The following is a 17079-nucleotide window of genomic DNA, read 5'->3' as shown; positions in this document are numbered from 1 at the left end:
TCCAAATGTGGTTTTAGTGTGTCTCGTAATAAGTTAATCTGGTTCATAGGGGTTTCTTTGATTGTGTGGTAACTTTCTATGAAACCCTTTCTCTGTTTCCTTTGCAAGCTTTTTCTCTATTTTTTGTCCTGTACAGAGAAAATAATAACTTTCATAAACCAAATTAATGTGGTGTATTATTCCCAAGTTTGTATTTCTGAGCCTAGCTGTCCGATTCATTTAGTTGGCAAAACAGGACAAGCTGTAGAGATTTCTATTCATACTCCCAGTCCATATATCTGTGCCAACTGCGAACAGATATTACCTGATTGGAAACAGCAACAGTTTTTGTGGGTGGTGGTTGTCTTGCAGCAATCAAAATATCCTTTAGAGGAAATGACTATAGAAACAGAACAAGAAAAAGAGAAACTGCGAGAAAAATTTATGCGTTTTGGTTGCGATGTGGCATTTAATTTGCGCGATCGCGGATATTTAACAGACCTGATAGATCCCCGTACAGGTTATCCATTACTATCTCATTCTGGCTTAGTTCCCCATGATGATACAGCAGTGGCACAAGCCTTACTCAAGTATCCCGCCATTCAAAATAAATGCCATGTCCTTGTCCATCCTCAATGGGGAACTGCTGTTTATCCCAGTGTCATGCTTTCAGAAGCACCTCCAGAAATAATTGAGTCAGTCACGAAAGCGATCGCACCCATGCACGGATGGATAGAGGGGTAGAGAAGCAGAGGGGGCAGGGGGCAGGGGAGAGGAATTTTACTGATGACAACTGACAACTGACAAAATAAATGTGTAGGCTAGAATTACAAAGCTTTTAGTTAGCAACAAGTCAGAGGATGGGAGTATGGATAGTAACAATTGGTTGCAACAGTTAATGATGTTGGGTATTGGCACAACTTCTTTAGTTGCAGACAAACTCAAGGAAGTGAGTGATGAACTGGTAAAAGATGGTAAACTCAATCCTGAGCAAGCAAAGGCAGTCATGGATGATCTTGTCCATCAGTTACAGTCAGAACAAGGCAACTGGGACGAGCAAATGCAGCGACAAATGCGAAACATGATGCAGGATTTGGGAGTCGCCCGTCAGTCAGAAGTAGACGAATTACGGGGGAGAATAGACCGTTTAGAGCGTCAAGTCAGAGATTTAGAAAATAAGCTATGGCGCTAAAAGGTCATTTCTGATTTAAACTAATTTGTGTTCTGTCAGTCATCTGAATCATCGGTAATTAAAAGAGAGAGGGTTGATTTTGAAAGGAATTTTCCTCAGCGTGGTGTTAATGCTGGTATGTGTTGGCGTTTTAGTATTTACCCAAATTAGCGGTCAAAAAGATGCGGCGATTGGTAATTCATCCCCAGCACAACCAACCACCACTGTCACGCTAGAAAACAATACGCCAATAAAGAGCAATACTATGTCTGAAGCAAATGCTGTTACTACCGCCTCTGGATTAAAATATATTGAACTACAAGAAGGAACAGGCGCAACTCCCCAAGCTGGACAAATCGTTGAGGTTCACTACACCGGGACATTGGAAAATGGAACTAAATTTGATAGTTCGCGCGATCGCAATCAAACCTTCAAGTTTAAAATTGGCACAGGACAAGTAATTAAAGGTTGGGACGAAGGAGTAATCTCCATGAAAGTAGGTGGCCGTCGTCAACTAATTATTCCCTCAGAATTAGGTTATGGTGCCCGTGGTGCTGGTGGCGTTATTCCTCCCAACTCTACTTTAATTTTTGACGTAGAACTGATCAGCGCTCAATAGTAATGGGGAATTGGGGTGAGGTTATTGGGAAAATCAGAAATTTTCAGTTATTGCAATTGTCAAAAAATATCACCAAGGAAAATTAATTCTCAAAAGAAAAAAGATGAATACTTCTTATTCGAGCGAATCGTATTCCTTTAACTTTGACTTTCTTGCACCTCACCCCAATCAAGATGCTGATTTACTTCAACAGTTATCTTTTATCCCTGGGTTGAAAGAAATTCTCATGTTACGTCAAGTCCACGCCCTAGAACACGCCACCGTCTGGTTACTAGGGGAAAATAAATATTCCTCTTTATCATCAGGAACAACCACCAGTATCCAATTAGATGATGAATTATTAGGTGGTTTGTCTACTGAACAGGGATTTTTTCTCTATGGTGATGTGAATATTCATGATTTGCGTCGGGCGGTAACATTAGCTAAACATCGTCTTACCGCTGGAGAATGGGATTTAGCTGTACATCCCCGCTGTGGCACAAATGTATCTGTAGCCATGTTATTAACAGCAGGACTAGCAGTAACAATTCCTTTTTTACTCCCATTTCGACCAATTGAACAACTAATCGGTTTTGGTTTAGCCGCCACGGCCGCAGCGGAAATTGCACCAGATTTAGGAATGCTCACCCAGCGTTATCTTACCACCTCTATCCCCTTTAATTTAGCTATTGAAAATATTACCATCACCCGTGATTTTTGGGGCAAAGAAAGTCATTTTATCAAAGTATATTGGGAAAATTAGGAATCCGTAGGGGCGCAGGGCCTGCGCCCTGATTCATTCACCACTCACACCCTGATTTATAAACTTCAAAATTAGATATTTAGGACGATGAGAAAACTGTATTTTTTAGTTCCCGGAACAAATGGTAAATTTGCTTGTGGTGGTCTTTGGGCAGAATTGAAAACAGTTGCTTTAGCTCAACAAATTTGTGATGCTGAAGTAGTTACCTATCGTCAGCGAGAATCAGATAAATTATTTTTAGATGATTTATTACAAAGAAATAACTTAGATTTAGATAACATAATTTTTGTAATTAGTTGGGGATTCGATGTTGGTAAACTAGCGACTGAATTGCAAAAATATCATGTAATTTATCACGCTCACAGTGCAGGTTATAAAATTAATTTACCAGCTAGTATTCCCATAATTACAGTAAGTAGAAATACTTTAGGTTATTGGGGACAACAAGCCCCAAATTCTCTCATTTATTATTTACCTAATCAAATTAGTGATGAATTTACTAATTTACATCAACATCGAGATATTGATGTTTTAGTGCAAACCCGGAAATCTTCAGAATATTTAATTAAAACCTTAATTCCGGCTTTAGAAAAAAAATGTCAAGTATTGGTTATTGATAGTTATGTAGAAAATTTACCAGCTTTATTTAATCGGACTAAAGTTTATCTTTATGATTCGGCAGAATATTGGAAATTACAAGGAGTTAGCGAAGGATTTGGCTTACAACCAATGGAAGCATTAGCTTGTGGCTGTCAAGTCTTTTCTAGTGTCAATGGGGGATTATCGGATTATTTAGATCCGGGCTTTAATGCTTATAAAATCGCTGGTTATGCTTTAGAATATGATGTTGCCAAGATTTTGCAGGTTTTAGAAGCATCATCAGCATTGACTTTATCAGAAACGGTGTTAGCAGAATACAGAACTGAGGATATTATTCACCGTTTAGGAGTAATTTTAGCAGAAATAAATAACTTCTTTGATCATAAAGATAACTATGTAACTAAAATCCCCGATTTTACAAAAATCCGGTTAGCACAATTATTTACACAGAGAATCTTTGCTAAAATCAAGAAGAAATATTTACAGGGTAATTAGGGAGTCTCATGGATAGACGATTATTGGTGACTGGGGGTGCTGGGTTTATTGGGGCGAATTTCGTCCATCATTGGTGTCAGGCTTATCCAAATGATAGAATCGTGGTACTGGATGCTCTGACCTACGCTGGAAATCGCCATAATTTAGCCTCTGTTGAAGCCAAAGAGAATTTCCGATTTGTGCAGGGAGACATAAGCGATCGCTCTTTAGTTGATAAACTACTTTTAGAGGAAAATATAAATACCATAGCTCATTTTGCCGCCGAATCTCACGTTGATCGTTCCATCACCGGACCCGCTGCATTTGTCCAAACTAACGTAGTCGGAACTTTTACTTTATTAGAAGCTTTCCGTCAATATTGGCAAGCAAAAAACCAACCTAGTAATTACCGATTTCTTCACGTTTCTACCGATGAAGTTTATGGTAGTCTCACCCCAGATGAACCCGCATTCTCAGAAACTACAGCCTATAGTCCCAATAGTCCTTATTCCGCTTCCAAGGCTGGAAGTGACCATCTAGTTCGGGCTTATTATCATACTTATAAACTACCGACAATTATCACTAATTGCTCTAATAATTATGGTGCTTTTCAATTTCCTGAAAAGCTAATTCCTTTGATGTGTATTAATATTTTAACTGGTAAAGAATTACCTGTTTATGGTGATGGCAAAAATGTCCGCGACTGGTTATATGTAGTTGATCACTGTCGGGCGTTAGATGTGGTAATCCATCAAGGAAAACCCGGAGAAAATTACAACATTGGTGGCAATAACGAGGTTGAAAATATCAGTCTGGTACAAACTTTATGTGCAATTATGAATGAATTAGCACCAGATTTACCAGTATATCCAGCGGAAAAATTAATTACTTTTGTGAAGGATAGACCTGGACATGATCGAAGATATGCCATTAATGCCAATAAGCTAAAAACAGAATTTGGTTGGACTCCATCTGTAACAATCACTGAAGGTTTACGTTTCACTATAGAATGGTATCTCGGTAATAGTGATTGGTGGAAACCCTTACTATAATCAATCCGTAATTATCAATTACTACCCAATCTTTAATCCCTCTGCATAATGAATGGGAAATTTAGATTGGAGTAAATTTCTGACAGCTAGTTCTAAATCATTTTCTTTGAGCAAAGATTCTCCGATGATTACTGTTTGTACACCACATTCAGCCACAAACGATAAATCATCGGGGGTTTCTATCCCTGATTCACTAATGACTAAAATTCCCAGATTTTGAAGTTGCGATCGCCTAACTGCCAATAATTCCTGAGTGGTGTTAATATTAATGCTAAAATCACCTAAACTCTGGTTATTAATGGAAACTATCCTCACATCTTCTAAGGCCAGAACTCTATCCAAATCATTTAAGTTATGAACTTGGATGACAGCATTCATCCCTAAGTAATGAATCACTCGTAAAAAGTTTTGTAATTGCTTATCTGTCAGAATCGCAGCAATTAATGATATTGCATCTGCACCAGCCGAACGGGCTAAATAAATTTGGCAAGGATCAATGATAAAATCTTTGCAAAGTAGAGGTATTCCTACCCGATATCTGATAGCACGGAGATGATCAAAACCACCATGAAAAAACTTTTGATCGGTAAAAACAGATACACAAGATGCTCCTCCTCGTTTATAGGCTTGAGCAATAGTAACTGGGTCAAAATCTGGTCTAATTACACTATGATAAAGTGATGCTTTTTTCACTTCTGCAATTAAACTAGGTTTATAAATACTCAACTGCAAAGCCGTAAAAAAGTCCCGCACAGTAGGAGCAGCACTTAATTGACGTTGCAAGGAAGCCCAGGACATATCTTGTTGCATTTGTGCAACTTCTAGTTTTTTCTGCCACACAATTTCTTTAATAATTGTTTGCATTTGATGATGATAAATTGTGGTTTGGTAGCTCATAAATTCTGCATAATAATCATATTTTTGTTGATGAATCTTCACCTTACCTTTTTGTTTTTCAGAAAAAATTTCCACAAACTCAGATTTAAAAACGCAACTACTTTAATTTTCCATCGAATCTGTCAACTTTTCTCACAGATAGTTAATTTTGCTGAGAATTACCAAGTAAGCAGTTAGTTTTAAGTAATCTGATATAAGTACGATAGGGTATATAGTCCATAGGATTATAACCAGCAAATTGCAAAACTAGAACACAAGCCCAAGAATATTTGCCCGCGATAATTGCTTTGATTATTTGTTCTATTTGTTCGGTCTTAATTTTTTTGTTAACAGACGAATGATAATCGCTAAAATTTTGACTCATAACATGCACTCCTGTTGAAAATACGAATCATTTCATGGGTTTGAGAATTTTTCATGTCTCTTTTTTAAGACTACCTAAAGTTATCCTCTCAATACATGAATTATTTTTTGATTAACTTGATAAATTTTTCGCTCTTATTTTTTTACCTCTAATTAACTGTCAAAATAGTGAATTTATAAGTGTAAATTTAGCAAGCAATAATTATATAGTATTTTTTGGTTTTCTAGGTTAATTTTTTTGTTTAATCAAATTAAAAATTGTTTCATGCTAACCTACTTATGTTCCTTCTTAACTTTTATCTGTTCCAGATTTCCTGATTTTGCCGTTTAGGGATTCTTGCTGATAGTTAGGACTTGCTAAATCAACCTAAAACCTATATAAATCAGTTGCAGAGAATTAAGTCTGAATACCATCAAACTTCTAACTCCCCCTCAAGTGCGCTGAGTGGCTGCTGATAGCCCTCACTGGCAACTTTTATGGCTTACCCCACGCTATAAGCCCCAGTTATATATAAATTCAATCAGTCATTTATCTATCCTGGGGAGGATGTTAAATTATTAGCAGCTAATTTGATGTAAAAAGATATGCCTGAAGATAGATGACCTTGTATCTTCTTTCATAGTTGAATGCAAAAGAGACTAAATTTAGTGAAATCAGGTAAATAACTCACAATTTACCTATTTATCAAATCTCATCATGCCAAAGTTTATATGGATATTAACTGACAATGTGTCAATCCTATGTTGGTAAGCTCAATTTTCAGGGTGACTCAAGTGAAAAGTAATAAAAACAACCGTTACTTTTTTCATGCAACTAAGTTGAAACTATTTACTTTTTATTGATAAAATCAGATTTATTCAAACTTGAATAAGGTTTGCTGATGGCGTGGCGTAAGCTATAAAATTTGTCTGTGAAGCCAGGTAATTCTTAACTGGGAACATTTTCAGCTATTTGGATATCCTCAACTTTCCAAATTCGACCAGGAAAAATGCACCTATTTTGAGACTCCACCAGCCAAAACCTTGCACTTTTTGACAATCAAAAAATCTGAAACCCTTATCTGTTATTCTTCCTAATCTTATTCAGCCAGTCCTAAATATGAAGCCGCTACAGATGAATTGCCCATTGAGCAAATAGCAATGAGCAAGATTTTATTAACTCTTTACTCTAATTATGTGTTTCCTTTTCCCCTGGGTTATATCCAAATTTGTCCGTAAATCAGTGCAAAGTTAATTAATAGCTAAAAATAACAAAATCTAGTGATTGGAATAATTATGTACGAAACAAAAAAGATTATCGTTATTGATAATAATCTTGTCAACCGCGATTTTATTTTAGACTATCTTCACTCTCAAGGCTATAATGCTATAGGTGCAGAAAATGGTATAACTGGACTGCAATTAACCAGGAAATATTTACCTGATTTGGTAATTTGTGACCTACTAATGCCAGACATGGATGGTTATAGCATATTAAGTCATCTACGGGAAGATTTATTAACAGCAATTACTCCTTTTATTTTTTTGACTGCTATTAATACCAAGGCATCTTTGCGAAAAGCAATGGAATTAGGAGCAGATGATTATTTAACTAAACCTGTAACAACGGATGAGTTATTGCGAGCCATTAATATTAGATTACAAAAACAAGATATTTTTAGATATTGGTATGCAACAAACCTCAACCAATTAACATCAACAGAATTACCTAATACATCAGCAAATTCTTCGTCAATTTTTCCAGATATTCCCCATTTGAAAAGAATTTTCGATTATATTGAAGCTAACTATCAAGAGGGAATTACTTCATCTGATGTCGCCGAAGCTGTAGGTTATTCTTCTGCATATTTAACTAACCAAGTTGGTAAACAAACAGGAAAGCCAATAAATGTTTGGATTGTGAAACGGCGCATGGTAGCAGCCCTGTCTTTATTGGAAAATACTAACCAGACAATTGAGGAAATTGCTGTGAAAATAGGCTATCAAAATGCTCCTCATTTTTCTCGACAGTTTCGCCAACATTATGGTTTATCTCCCGCAAATTGGCGGAAAAAACATCAGTTAAATCCAGATTCAACAAAGACTAAGTTGCAATTTAGGCAAAATCGCTCAGGATTAGTCAACTCTGTACCCGCAGGGAGGAATTAAGTCAACGTGAGTTCGGAGTTTCTCCTTCGGAGACGCTGCGCGAACGGAGTTATGATTTTTTCAACGAGAGAATAAGGGCTTGAGACTCCTACGTGGGGTGAGTTTTCCACAAATTATCGTTATGTCGAACTCACGTTAAGTCAGGAGTAGGGGCGCAGGGCTTGCGCCCAATTAAAACTCAGAAAAAATCACCCCTGTTCCCTTGTCATAACGACAATTTTTAATGTCCACCTACTTAGATAAAACTAACTACTTTTAGAATTGCTTAATTGCTGGATCAAAAGTTGAATTGATAAAGCGAATAAACCTAATGCAACTAACCCAAATATTCCCGCTCCCAAGGCTACTATACCTACAACTAGGGTACGCACGGCAGAAGCAATGTTGATCACAGTTTGGTTATCAGAATGGGTGGGTTTATTGGCAAAAGTAGTGGCGATCGCTATCATTAAAGAATAAGTAGCAAATGCAAATCCTCCCGATATTACAGACCCAGTTATACAGCGTAAAGGAGTTGCTTGGACTTGATTAGAACTATCTACTGAAGGCGTTTCTGGCGGTTGATTCATAGCAAAGTAATAAATTAAGTAGGTTGGCGTTGAAAATTGTCGTTATAGCAAGGCAAGAGGCAACAGGTAAGAGTAAAGAAATTTTCCGCAATTTTACGTTTCTTGACACAGTTTGGTTTTATTGTGTTCACCTACTTAGGCAATTTTTAGGCTATTTTATTGGGCAATTTTAATTCCATGTTTAATGGTATGGGTCACAAACAATTCCAAATCCTCATCAGGAATCGCCTCACGTATCCCCTGCTTAACCATTTCTCCTTGATTTGGAGACTCGACAATAGCAAACACAGAAGGACCAGAACCCGACATCATTGTTCCTAAAACCCCCGGTTGACTAGCGAATAATTCCCGCAGTTGCCATACTTGAGGATAAGCTGGTAAAACAACCTTCTCCAAATCATTATGTAGTTTTTGGGCAATGTTTTCTGTATTCTTATTCAAGATAGCTTTCACCATATCTTCTGAATGAAAAGCACTAGCACGAGCCGCCAAACCTTCCCAATCTTGAATATAATTAACTCCAAATTGTTGCCGATAGGTTTTATATGCCCAAGGTGTAGAAACTTCCAAACTGCGATATTTAGCCAAGACTATATGTAAATTATCCAAACTTTGCAAAGGAGAAAGTTGTTCACCTCTACCCGTCGCAATTGCCGTTCCTCCGCCAATACAAAATGGCACATCTGAACCCAAACCAGCACCCAATTCTTCTAATTCTGATTGAGTTAATCCCAAATTCCAAAGTAAATCCATTCCTACTAACACTGCTGCCGCATTACTAGAACCTCCCGCTAAACCAGCGGCCACAGGAATATGTTTTTTGATAGTAATATCCACACCACCAAAATTACTAAAAGCTTTGGGAAACTCCCTAGCCATTAATGCCGCCGCTTTATAAACTAAATTACTTTGATCTATAGGTACTTGGGGATGATCACAATAAACGCGAATATTTTCAGTGCTAGACGCATGGATATCAATTTGATCGGATAAATCTATACTTTGGAGTATCATTGCTAATTCATGATAGCCGTCAGGACGACTGCCGATAATTTCCAAATACAAATTGATTTTAGCAGGTGCAATTAAACTGTAAGAACGCATAGGGAATAGGGAATAGGGAATAGGGAATAGGGAATAAATTTCATTCTCTATTCTTCAATTTCTTCCTCCTGACTCGGTGACTCCTGACTCCCGACTGCTGCTATAGTATTTACCAGTGATACCCATTGGGCAACACCGAGGTCTTCAGCCCGAACTTGAGGATTTATTCCTAATTGTTCCAGTAATTGAGTCAAGTTGTCTCGTTCAATTACTGATTGTAAATTATTTCTTAACATTTTTCGCTTTGACCCAAATCCCAATTTCACCAGAGTTTCTAACTTTTTGGGGTCATGAGCCGGAATTTCTATCTGTTTAGGACTCAACCGCACCACAGCCGAATCTACCTTGGGTGGAGGCACAAATGCCGCCGCAGGAACTGTACAAATTAACTCACAATCTGCCAAATATTGCACCCGCACCGACAACGCCCCAAAAGTTCTCGAACCGGGTTTAGCATATAATCTTTCAGCTACTTCTTTCTGTATTAACAAAACAATCGTATCAAAAGGCTTTGGATTAGGATGAGAAATCGTCCCCAGTAACTTTTCAATAATTGGACCAGTAATATTATAAGGAATGTTAGCAACAACTTTATTCTGCTTCTGAAAATTAGTAAATGTTGTTAATTGCGATGGTAAATCAAGGGTGAGAAAATCTCCCTGTAGCAAGAGAAAATTTTCTTTTTCCCCCAACTGTTTAGCCAGTAACTTACACAAATCTCGGTCAATTTCTACGGCTAATAGAGATTTCACCAGCGGTAATAACCGACGAGTGAGAATTCCTGTACCCGGACCAATTTCTAAAACTTTATCAGTTTCGTGACAATTAGCCGCTTGGACAATTGCGTTCAGAGCTTTATCACTTTTTAACCAATGTTGAGCAAACTGTTTACGGGGTTGAATCATTTTGTTGCCATTAAAATTAAACGAGGGGATAAACAAATTTGTAAAGGCAATCCCAAAAGTAATTCTAAATCATTTTGAGCATCATCTAAATTCATTTCTCCTCGACGTACCCGCTTCCATAAAATATGGCCAATTTCTGGAAAAAAGAAATCAGGAACTAATAATTGGTAATTTGGTTCTAAGAGTAGTAAGTAGAACGCCCAAATCAGTACCCACAATCCAGCGCTTGTATCATCATATAAATCAAAAGGCGAAATCCCCGTTAACATCCCAAAGCCACCCTTACCTAGAGGATAAAGGGGAAGATAGCGCTCTTTAAGTAAAATTAACTTACCACACTTAAGACAAAATTGCGCATCATCAGGATTTTGCGGGTACAAACAGTTAGTACAAAAACTCATCACATAGTAGTTATTTTTCAGAACTACTTGTATATTAAGTCTTCATTTGACCTCCGCCGATTTATTTTTCCTCAGCATTATAAGTATAAAATTGATTTAATGCCCCCACCGTTTCCAATTTGTACCCTGCTATCCAAGCATCCAGTTTGATTTGCGTCCGGTAAATACTAAAGATTATATAATCTTGTCGGTTAGTAGTAGTAGTAATCAGTTCCTTAATATGTGGCGTAGCAGAATTAAGCAACTGTTCACAATTAACTTTAATTAACTTTTCCAAAAAGCTTGGTGTTTTTTTACATACATCAGTTTCCAAGTATGTTGTCAGCTTTTGGACTGCATACTTTTCATACTCCTCCTGATTAGGGTTAGTTTTCGCCATAATTACCCCTAGAACAGTAACGCCCACCGCTCCTACGCATATTATCATAGTTAAAGGTTTCATTTCTAGCCTGACCTGGTGTAGTGGTTAATCTTTTAAAGACTACCAAGAAAAGTATCTAATTTCTGGCAAAAAAACTTGATCATTTTTCTCAGGTCATGCTAAACTTATAGAAGCAAATTAAATGGCGAGCGTAGCCAAGTGGTTAAGGCAGTGGTTTGTGGTACCACCATCCGCGGGTTCGAATCCCGTCGTTCGCCCTCCTATAGTATGTACTAATGCTTCCACTTACTAATATTGGTACTAAAAATACCATGGGGGCAACCACAGCAGGATTGCCCATAGTATTAATGAATCAATTTTCTAGAGTTAATGACTAGTACCGCAGGGCGGAAGTCAAAAGTCAAAAGTCAAAAGTCAAAACGAAGACAGTATAGGCTTTTTAACGATTTAGAATGGTTGGTTTATTTACGCCGTGTTGTACTAGTATGTTGAGAATTTTTCCTGAAAAATATTCTCACTCCAGTCAGCTTTTAACTTGTAAACGCCAGTGGATTCTTTGTAGCCGTAACCAGCGCATCCAAATTTTCGCTGGTTGGTCAAAAAACGTGAAAATATCGCCAAAACCAAAGTTAGTTTTTTGATGGTGTAACCAATGCTGTTCCGGCGTAGTAATAAATAGAAATTTACACAAAACAGTCACGGGTTGAGATGTTTGCCACCCTAAGGCTATGACGTGTCTCCACCATACATGAAACTGACCAAACAATAAACCGCAAATTACGCCAATAGGAGACAAATTCCATAACCAAATTGCTACCAGTAGATAAGGTAATGCACCCAAAATTCCATCTAAAAGCACCTGGGGATTAAATGTGAGAATTGCATAGTGACGAAAACTCTTTTTCCAGGAGTGGTGAGTTGTCAAGTGAAGGCTACCAAAAACATGTTCAGGGACGTGATAGAAGAAGGTAGAAAGAAAATCGCCAAGAATCAGTAACAACCAAGCAACAGCGATAGCTTCAAGCATTTGGAATCCTGTATACATCTATAAACCGATAGATATACTGTGTGTTGTTTATTTGACCATCACAATTTTCTAACTAAGACATTCCCCATGAGTAAAGATTGAGTTAATATACGTACAAATTTAGGTTAAGTTGCATATTGAGGATTTGTTGAAAAAATTGCCAAGCCAAATTTAAACCCGCTGCTGATAGGAATTTAAATATGGCAAAATAGATCGTAATAACACAACCAATGTTCATGAAAGGAACTCAAATAGTAGGAAATACTAAACGCGAATATTGCAAAAAGTACAGGAACTACCGTAGTAACTTCTAACTTGCCTTTTTTTAAAATTTCTAAGCAAGAGATAACGATAACTACAGGCCATAAGATAGTGGTAATAATGACCATGACAAAAGATAAAAATTTATCTTCTGGAGAAGATGTAGGGTTACGGAGAGAAAAGGTTAACCAATTGGTAAGAAAATAGCCAGTCATTAAGACATAGCTAATAACTAAAGTTGACTGGATTTGATTCACTACATCTACTCCTTCAATGATATAATTTCTCAAAGAAATATCTATTTCAGATACATTTTAAGTGAATGCTAAAAATAAATTAATAAGTAATCATACTTGATTCAAGGCTGAATTTTGGAGTATGGTAACTACAGCGGAATTTAAGAGTTACTGAGTCAGGAGTAAAACTGGCTTGCTGTCCGGCTTTGAATTTAGATCCTGTACCTCATTAATCTGTAATATGCTGTATATTTATTAATATTAATTAGCTATTCCCACACTGGTATAGCATAGATATGAAAAAAGTGCCAAATAAAATGCAGCATTTAATACGATTAAACTTAAACATACTGAAGACACATAATTGCTAGACTTTTGACTAGGCAAAGATCCTTGCATATCAATATTCTTAGCGATTTTCATCCTAAGGCTGCGACCCGTTCTTAGTATAATTTGAAGTTGGCATAGGTAGGTTAGGAATGTGAATTAAATAAGGTGCAAAAGTAGGGTGTGTAAAGCCCTTGCGGGCATGGCTTCGCTTAAAGCGACAGCGTAACGCACCATTCCAGGTTACATCAGAATTGCAGGTTATTAAATTTGCGTTCCTTAGCATTGAAAATCGTCGTTATGGCAAGGTAAGAGGCAATCATGCAAGAGGCAAGAGTGAAGAGGGTTTGGGCGATTTTACTTTTCTTTACACAGATTGATTTTATTGTCTTCACCTACTTAGTATGTGGGGAGTCAGGAGTCAGAAAGAAGAATCATGTAGAACTGCAATAAAGTGCTTAATTTTTGATGGTGTCAACATTGAATATTCCGAAAATCATTGATTTGTAAAGTGTTGATATTTATCAAATAACGACTAATTACTTCTGCTCATGTTATCAGCACCTTAGTGATTGGTATAGTCGGCATCAAAGTGAGAAAAATTTATATGTTGGGAATTGGAAGATGGTAATTTGCAGAAGTCCGATAACTATAACCGATAGCAGCATCTTTTTGAATGTGTTGTTTAATACTGTCAAAATCTATAAATTCGTCAGCCACATCAATAAGATGACTTCTAGACCGAGCTTCACTATCACTGGTAGTTGTTTGCAAACCAATTACCTCCACTCTAGCACCTACATTACTAACTGCATGAACAGCATAGGATAAATCTCCATCTCCACTGACTAAGACAGCGGTATCATAATAGGGTGCTAAAGTAATCATATCAACGGCAATTTCCACATTCAGATTAGGTTTTTTGTAATTATCTACAACTACACTCATATCTTTGGTAACTACACGATAGCCGTTACGACGCATCCATAAAAGAAATCCCTGTTGTTTTTCGTTGCCACTATCCATTCCTGTGTAAAAGAAGGCACGTAGTAATCGAGAAGTTTTTGTTAGACGACAAAGCAATTTGACGTAATCAATTTCAATTCCCAGTTGTAATGCGGCATGAAATAGATTTAATCCATCAATAAAAATTGCTACCCGACCACGATTGTCATCCTCATTAAAGCCAATATTATTAGCTGGATTAGGTTCTTTAGGCTTAATATTACCTTTGCTTGCAGGACCTTGCCAATGAGGTTTTTCTTTAAGTTCTTTATATTCGTTTGTTTTTTTGCTAAAATTGTCAAACTGCATTGATACCTCTAAATATTAAAGTGGGGATGTTGTTGTAGGTAAATTAACAATAGCTAAATTCTAACTAATTTCTTAATCCTGCCTTGGTTGAATTAATACCTATCAGGTAGATTTTAGCCAATTTCTTCTAGGTGAATATGATATTTTCCCGTCTGCCTGCATATACTTTACACAATATGCACACCTTTAGGCGAAACTCACTATTTATATCCAAAAATTCTCTTTAAGTTTTGTCGGCAAAATCTATTCTGTGCGCCTATAAGCAAGGATTGTTAAATCAAACTTAATTATTATTGGGGAATGGAGAGAGAGGGATTCGAACCCTCGTATACATTTCTGCATAACAGACTTTCCAGGTCTGCGCCTTCAACCACTCGGCCATCTCTCCAGTTGTCTCGCTTTGCTATAGTACAACAGAATTTCAAAAAAGGCAACCTTTTTAGGAAAAAGATTTCTTATGGCTAGGACTACGCCGCGCTATCACCACTTCCTGACCTGAAAGCGCGGAGTTTTAGACCAATTTTCTTATAATGAAGTGTGAAACTCCAAATCCGCAAATCTGAAAATCAACATGGTTCAAACCCACAAAATTAAAGTTTACAATCGCCAAGCTGGGACATCACATACTCTGGAAGTTCCTGAAGACCGTTATATTTTACACACGGCTGAACATAACGGGACGGAACTCCCCTTTTCTTGTCGGAATGGGGCTTGTACGACTTGCGCTGTCAGAGTTATATCAGGAGAAATTCACCAACCGGAAGCCATTGGTCTGTCTCCAGATTTACGCCGTCAAGGTTACGCTTTATTATGTGTAAGTTACGCTCGTTCTGATTTGGAAGTGGAAACACAAGATGAAGATGAGGTTTATGAACTTCAGTTTGGGCGGTTTTTTGGTAAGGGCAAAGTTAAAGCGGGTTTACCCTTAGATGAGGATTAAAATTTTTTGTGTGTTTAGGTTAATGGATTTGATGGCGAGGATGGCTGCTGTAATATTCCATCTTCGCATTTTTGCGCCAAAAATAATTATATTAACTAGTTTGTTACTTTTGGTGGGTTGTCAAAGCCCAAACAAGTCTTCAATAACTCCCGCTAGTGTTAAGGTAGCACGGGTTGTGAGTGGACAAAGTTTAGAAGTTTTGGGAATGGAGTCACAACCAAATTTAATTTCTCAGGTCAGGTTAATTGGTTTAGATGCACCTGATATCCGTCAAATCCCTTGGGGTGAGGATGCTAAACAATTTGTGGAAAGTTTAATTGGGGGTGCAAATCAGGCTGTGAATCTGGAATTTGACTTAGAAGCTAAGGATAAATTTAACCGAACCTTGGCTTATGTATGGAAAGATAAACTGTTGTTAAATGAAGAAGTTGTCAAACAAGGATATGCTTTATTTGTAGCGCGATCGCCTAATCGTAAATACGACCAACGACTAGAACACGCTCAACAATGGGCGAGAATCATGGGCAAAGGCATCTGGAATCCCGATAAACCCATGCGGATAACTCCTGGAGAATTCCGCCGTCTCTCTCGTTAAATGTAAGAGTATAACAACCAACAACGGACAACTGACCACTGACAACTAACAAATATGCAAATTTTTCTAGATATTGCTACAGAAGCAGCCTTAGCCGCAGGTGTAGTTTTACAAGATTATTTAGGTAAATTAGAAAACGTAATCACCGAAAAAGGCCGTCCTGGTGATTTAGTTACCGCTGCGGATAAAGCTTCTGAACAGGTAATTTTAGAAGTATTGCTTCGTCATTTTCCCCAGCATTCCATCCTCGCTGAAGAGTCGGGAAAACTGGGAAATCAAGACAATGAATTTCTCTGGGCTATTGACCCCCTCGATGGTACAACTAATTACGCCCATCAATACCCCTGTTTCGCTGTCTCCATTGGCTTGCTGATTCATGGTGTCCCCAAGGTAGGGGTAATTTATGACCCTTTTCGTGATGAATTATTTCGGGCTGCTGCTGGCTTAGGTGCAACTCGTAACCGTCGCCCTATTCAGGTTTCCCAAACAGCGGAATTAGGTAAAAGCTTGTTAGTGAGTGGATTTGCTTATGATCGCCGGGAAACTGCTGACAACAATTATGCAGAGTTTTGTCATCTTACCCATCTTACTCAAGGTGTCAGACGTGATGGTGCAGCAGCCTTGGATTTAGCTTATGTAGCCTGTGGGAGAGTTGATGGTTATTGGGAAAGGGGAATTGCGCCTTGGGATGTTGTAGCTGGGATCATATTGGTTCAGGAAGCGGGAGGAAATGTCACTGCTTATGATGGAACTCCGATAAACATTGATTCGGGGAGAATTCTGGCTACTAACGGTCATATTCACAAACAACTCAGTCAGGAATTGATGCAAGTTCCCCCTTTATCTAGTTGGACATAGGTTTTCTCAGTAGGTTGGCGTTAAAAATTGTCGTTATGGCAAGGCAATAGGCAAGAGGCAATAGGCAATAGGCAAGAGGCAATAGGCAATAGGCAATGGGCAATGGGCAATGGGC

At 37.8% G+C, this 17079-nt stretch carries 20 protein-coding genes and 2 tRNA genes; 11 read left to right on the top strand and 11 right to left on the bottom strand.

The genetic code is table 11. From position 1 onward, the window contains the following. Nucleotides 1-168: 168 nt before the first annotated feature. The 6 genes from PN471_RS00220 (at nucleotide 169) to rfbB (ending at nucleotide 4637) form a co-directional block, all read left to right on the top strand. The gene (locus PN471_RS00220; RefSeq protein ID WP_271775174.1) at nucleotides 169-723 is read left to right on the top strand and encodes a methylmalonic aciduria and homocystinuria type D protein; all 555 of its coding nucleotides are present in this window, start codon (nucleotides 169-171) and stop codon (nucleotides 721-723) included. A gap of 124 nt (nucleotides 724-847) precedes the next feature. Then, nucleotides 848-1171, top strand: a complete 324-nt coding sequence (locus tag PN471_RS00215) for a phasin family protein (RefSeq protein WP_027403831.1) — start codon at nucleotides 848-850, stop codon at nucleotides 1169-1171. 79 nt (nucleotides 1172-1250) lie between these two features. Continuing rightward, entirely contained in the window at nucleotides 1251-1769 is a 519-nt protein-coding gene (locus PN471_RS00210) for an FKBP-type peptidyl-prolyl cis-trans isomerase (RefSeq protein WP_271775173.1), read from the top strand. A gap of 103 nt (nucleotides 1770-1872) precedes the next feature. Beyond that, complete coding sequence (locus PN471_RS00205) at nucleotides 1873-2511, top strand: DUF6391 domain-containing protein (protein WP_271775172.1); 639 nt, start codon at nucleotides 1873-1875, stop codon at nucleotides 2509-2511. Between the two features lie 87 nt (nucleotides 2512-2598). Next, nucleotides 2599-3606: a glycosyltransferase gene (locus PN471_RS00200; RefSeq protein WP_271775171.1), complete on the top strand. Its 1008-nt coding sequence runs from the start codon at nucleotides 2599-2601 to the stop codon at nucleotides 3604-3606. A gap of 8 nt (nucleotides 3607-3614) precedes the next feature. Continuing rightward, complete coding sequence (gene rfbB / locus PN471_RS00195) at nucleotides 3615-4637, top strand: dTDP-glucose 4,6-dehydratase (RefSeq protein ID WP_271775170.1); 1023 nt, start codon at nucleotides 3615-3617, stop codon at nucleotides 4635-4637. A gap of 21 nt (nucleotides 4638-4658) precedes the next feature. Here rfbB and PN471_RS00190 read toward each other — a convergent pair whose 3' ends face one another. Both PN471_RS00190 and PN471_RS00185 read right to left on the bottom strand, forming a co-directional pair. Continuing rightward, nucleotides 4659-5570 (bottom strand): indole-3-glycerol phosphate synthase TrpC, encoded by a 912-nt coding sequence (locus PN471_RS00190; protein ID WP_271775176.1) that lies wholly within the window; start codon nucleotides 5568-5570, stop codon nucleotides 4659-4661. Nucleotides 5571-5676: 106 nt separating this feature from the next. Then, a complete protein-coding gene (locus PN471_RS00185) occupies nucleotides 5677-5898 on the bottom strand; it encodes a HetP family heterocyst commitment protein (RefSeq protein WP_027403825.1) in 222 nt (73 codons plus the stop codon). 1274 nt (nucleotides 5899-7172) lie between these two features. On the opposite strand from PN471_RS00185, the gene PN471_RS00180 reads away from it, so the two are divergent. Beyond that, entirely contained in the window at nucleotides 7173-8045 is an 873-nt protein-coding gene (locus PN471_RS00180) for a response regulator transcription factor (protein WP_271775169.1), read from the top strand. Nucleotides 8046-8290: 245 nt separating this feature from the next. On the opposite strand, the gene PN471_RS00175 is transcribed toward PN471_RS00180, so the two are convergent. From PN471_RS00175 to PN471_RS00155, 5 genes are all read right to left on the bottom strand, one after another. Continuing rightward, the gene (locus tag PN471_RS00175) at nucleotides 8291-8614 is read right to left on the bottom strand and encodes a DUF3082 domain-containing protein (RefSeq protein ID WP_271775168.1); all 324 of its coding nucleotides are present in this window, start codon (nucleotides 8612-8614) and stop codon (nucleotides 8291-8293) included. Nucleotides 8615-8770: 156 nt separating this feature from the next. Next, nucleotides 8771-9718: a 4-(cytidine 5'-diphospho)-2-C-methyl-D-erythritol kinase gene (gene ispE / locus PN471_RS00170; protein ID WP_271775167.1), complete on the bottom strand. Its 948-nt coding sequence runs from the start codon at nucleotides 9716-9718 to the stop codon at nucleotides 8771-8773. A gap of 47 nt (nucleotides 9719-9765) precedes the next feature. Next, nucleotides 9766-10623 (bottom strand): 16S rRNA (adenine(1518)-N(6)/adenine(1519)-N(6))-dimethyltransferase RsmA, encoded by an 858-nt coding sequence (gene rsmA, locus PN471_RS00165; protein WP_271775166.1) that lies wholly within the window; start codon nucleotides 10621-10623, stop codon nucleotides 9766-9768. Next, nucleotides 10620-11027, bottom strand: a complete 408-nt coding sequence (locus tag PN471_RS00160; RefSeq protein ID WP_271775165.1) for a hypothetical protein — start codon at nucleotides 11025-11027, stop codon at nucleotides 10620-10622. Before PN471_RS00160 ends, rsmA begins: the two co-directional genes overlap by 4 nt. 58 nt (nucleotides 11028-11085) lie before the next feature. After that, the gene (locus tag PN471_RS00155) at nucleotides 11086-11466 is read right to left on the bottom strand and encodes a DUF4359 domain-containing protein (RefSeq protein WP_271775164.1); all 381 of its coding nucleotides are present in this window, start codon (nucleotides 11464-11466) and stop codon (nucleotides 11086-11088) included. Nucleotides 11467-11590: 124 nt separating this feature from the next. On the opposite strand from PN471_RS00155, the gene PN471_RS00150 reads away from it, so the two are divergent. Next, a tRNA-His gene (locus PN471_RS00150) sits at nucleotides 11591-11663 on the top strand. 266 nt (nucleotides 11664-11929) lie between these two features. Here PN471_RS00150 and PN471_RS00145 read toward each other — a convergent pair. From PN471_RS00145 to PN471_RS00130, 4 genes are all read right to left on the bottom strand, one after another. Continuing rightward, a complete protein-coding gene (locus tag PN471_RS00145; protein WP_271775163.1) occupies nucleotides 11930-12433 on the bottom strand; it encodes a fatty acid hydroxylase in 504 nt (167 codons plus the stop codon). Nucleotides 12434-12627: 194 nt separating this feature from the next. Beyond that, a complete protein-coding gene (locus PN471_RS00140; RefSeq protein ID WP_193898803.1) occupies nucleotides 12628-12951 on the bottom strand; it encodes a hypothetical protein in 324 nt (107 codons plus the stop codon). 909 nt (nucleotides 12952-13860) lie between these two features. Beyond that, on the bottom strand, nucleotides 13861-14571 hold the full coding sequence (locus tag PN471_RS00135; protein ID WP_193898805.1) for a LabA-like NYN domain-containing protein: 711 nt from the start codon (nucleotides 14569-14571) through the stop codon (nucleotides 13861-13863). A 301-nt stretch (nucleotides 14572-14872) separates the two neighbouring features. Beyond that, nucleotides 14873-14959: transfer RNA gene (locus PN471_RS00130), tRNA-Ser, on the bottom strand. 183 nt (nucleotides 14960-15142) lie between these two features. Here PN471_RS00130 and PN471_RS00125 point away from each other — a divergent pair. The 3 genes from PN471_RS00125 to PN471_RS00115 are packed head-to-tail and all read left to right on the top strand — an operon-like array spanning nucleotide 15143 to nucleotide 16964. After that, nucleotides 15143-15511 carry a 2Fe-2S iron-sulfur cluster-binding protein gene (locus tag PN471_RS00125; protein WP_193898808.1) on the top strand — a complete coding sequence of 123 codons (369 nt, stop codon included), beginning with the start codon at nucleotides 15143-15145 and terminating at the stop codon, nucleotides 15509-15511. A gap of 40 nt (nucleotides 15512-15551) precedes the next feature. After that, nucleotides 15552-16106, top strand: coding sequence for a thermonuclease family protein (locus PN471_RS00120; RefSeq protein ID WP_271775175.1), 555 nt, complete (start codon nucleotides 15552-15554; stop codon nucleotides 16104-16106). Between the two features lie 54 nt (nucleotides 16107-16160). Beyond that, the gene (locus PN471_RS00115; protein WP_271775162.1) at nucleotides 16161-16964 is read left to right on the top strand and encodes an inositol monophosphatase family protein; all 804 of its coding nucleotides are present in this window, start codon (nucleotides 16161-16163) and stop codon (nucleotides 16962-16964) included. Nucleotides 16965-17079 lie beyond the last annotated feature (115 nt).

The sequence above is a fragment of the Aphanizomenon sp. CS-733/32 genome (assembly GCF_028330045.1).
Taxonomy (GTDB): domain Bacteria; phylum Cyanobacteriota; class Cyanobacteriia; order Cyanobacteriales; family Nostocaceae; genus Dolichospermum; species Dolichospermum gracile.
This window is presented reverse-complemented; position numbering and strand designations above follow the sequence as displayed.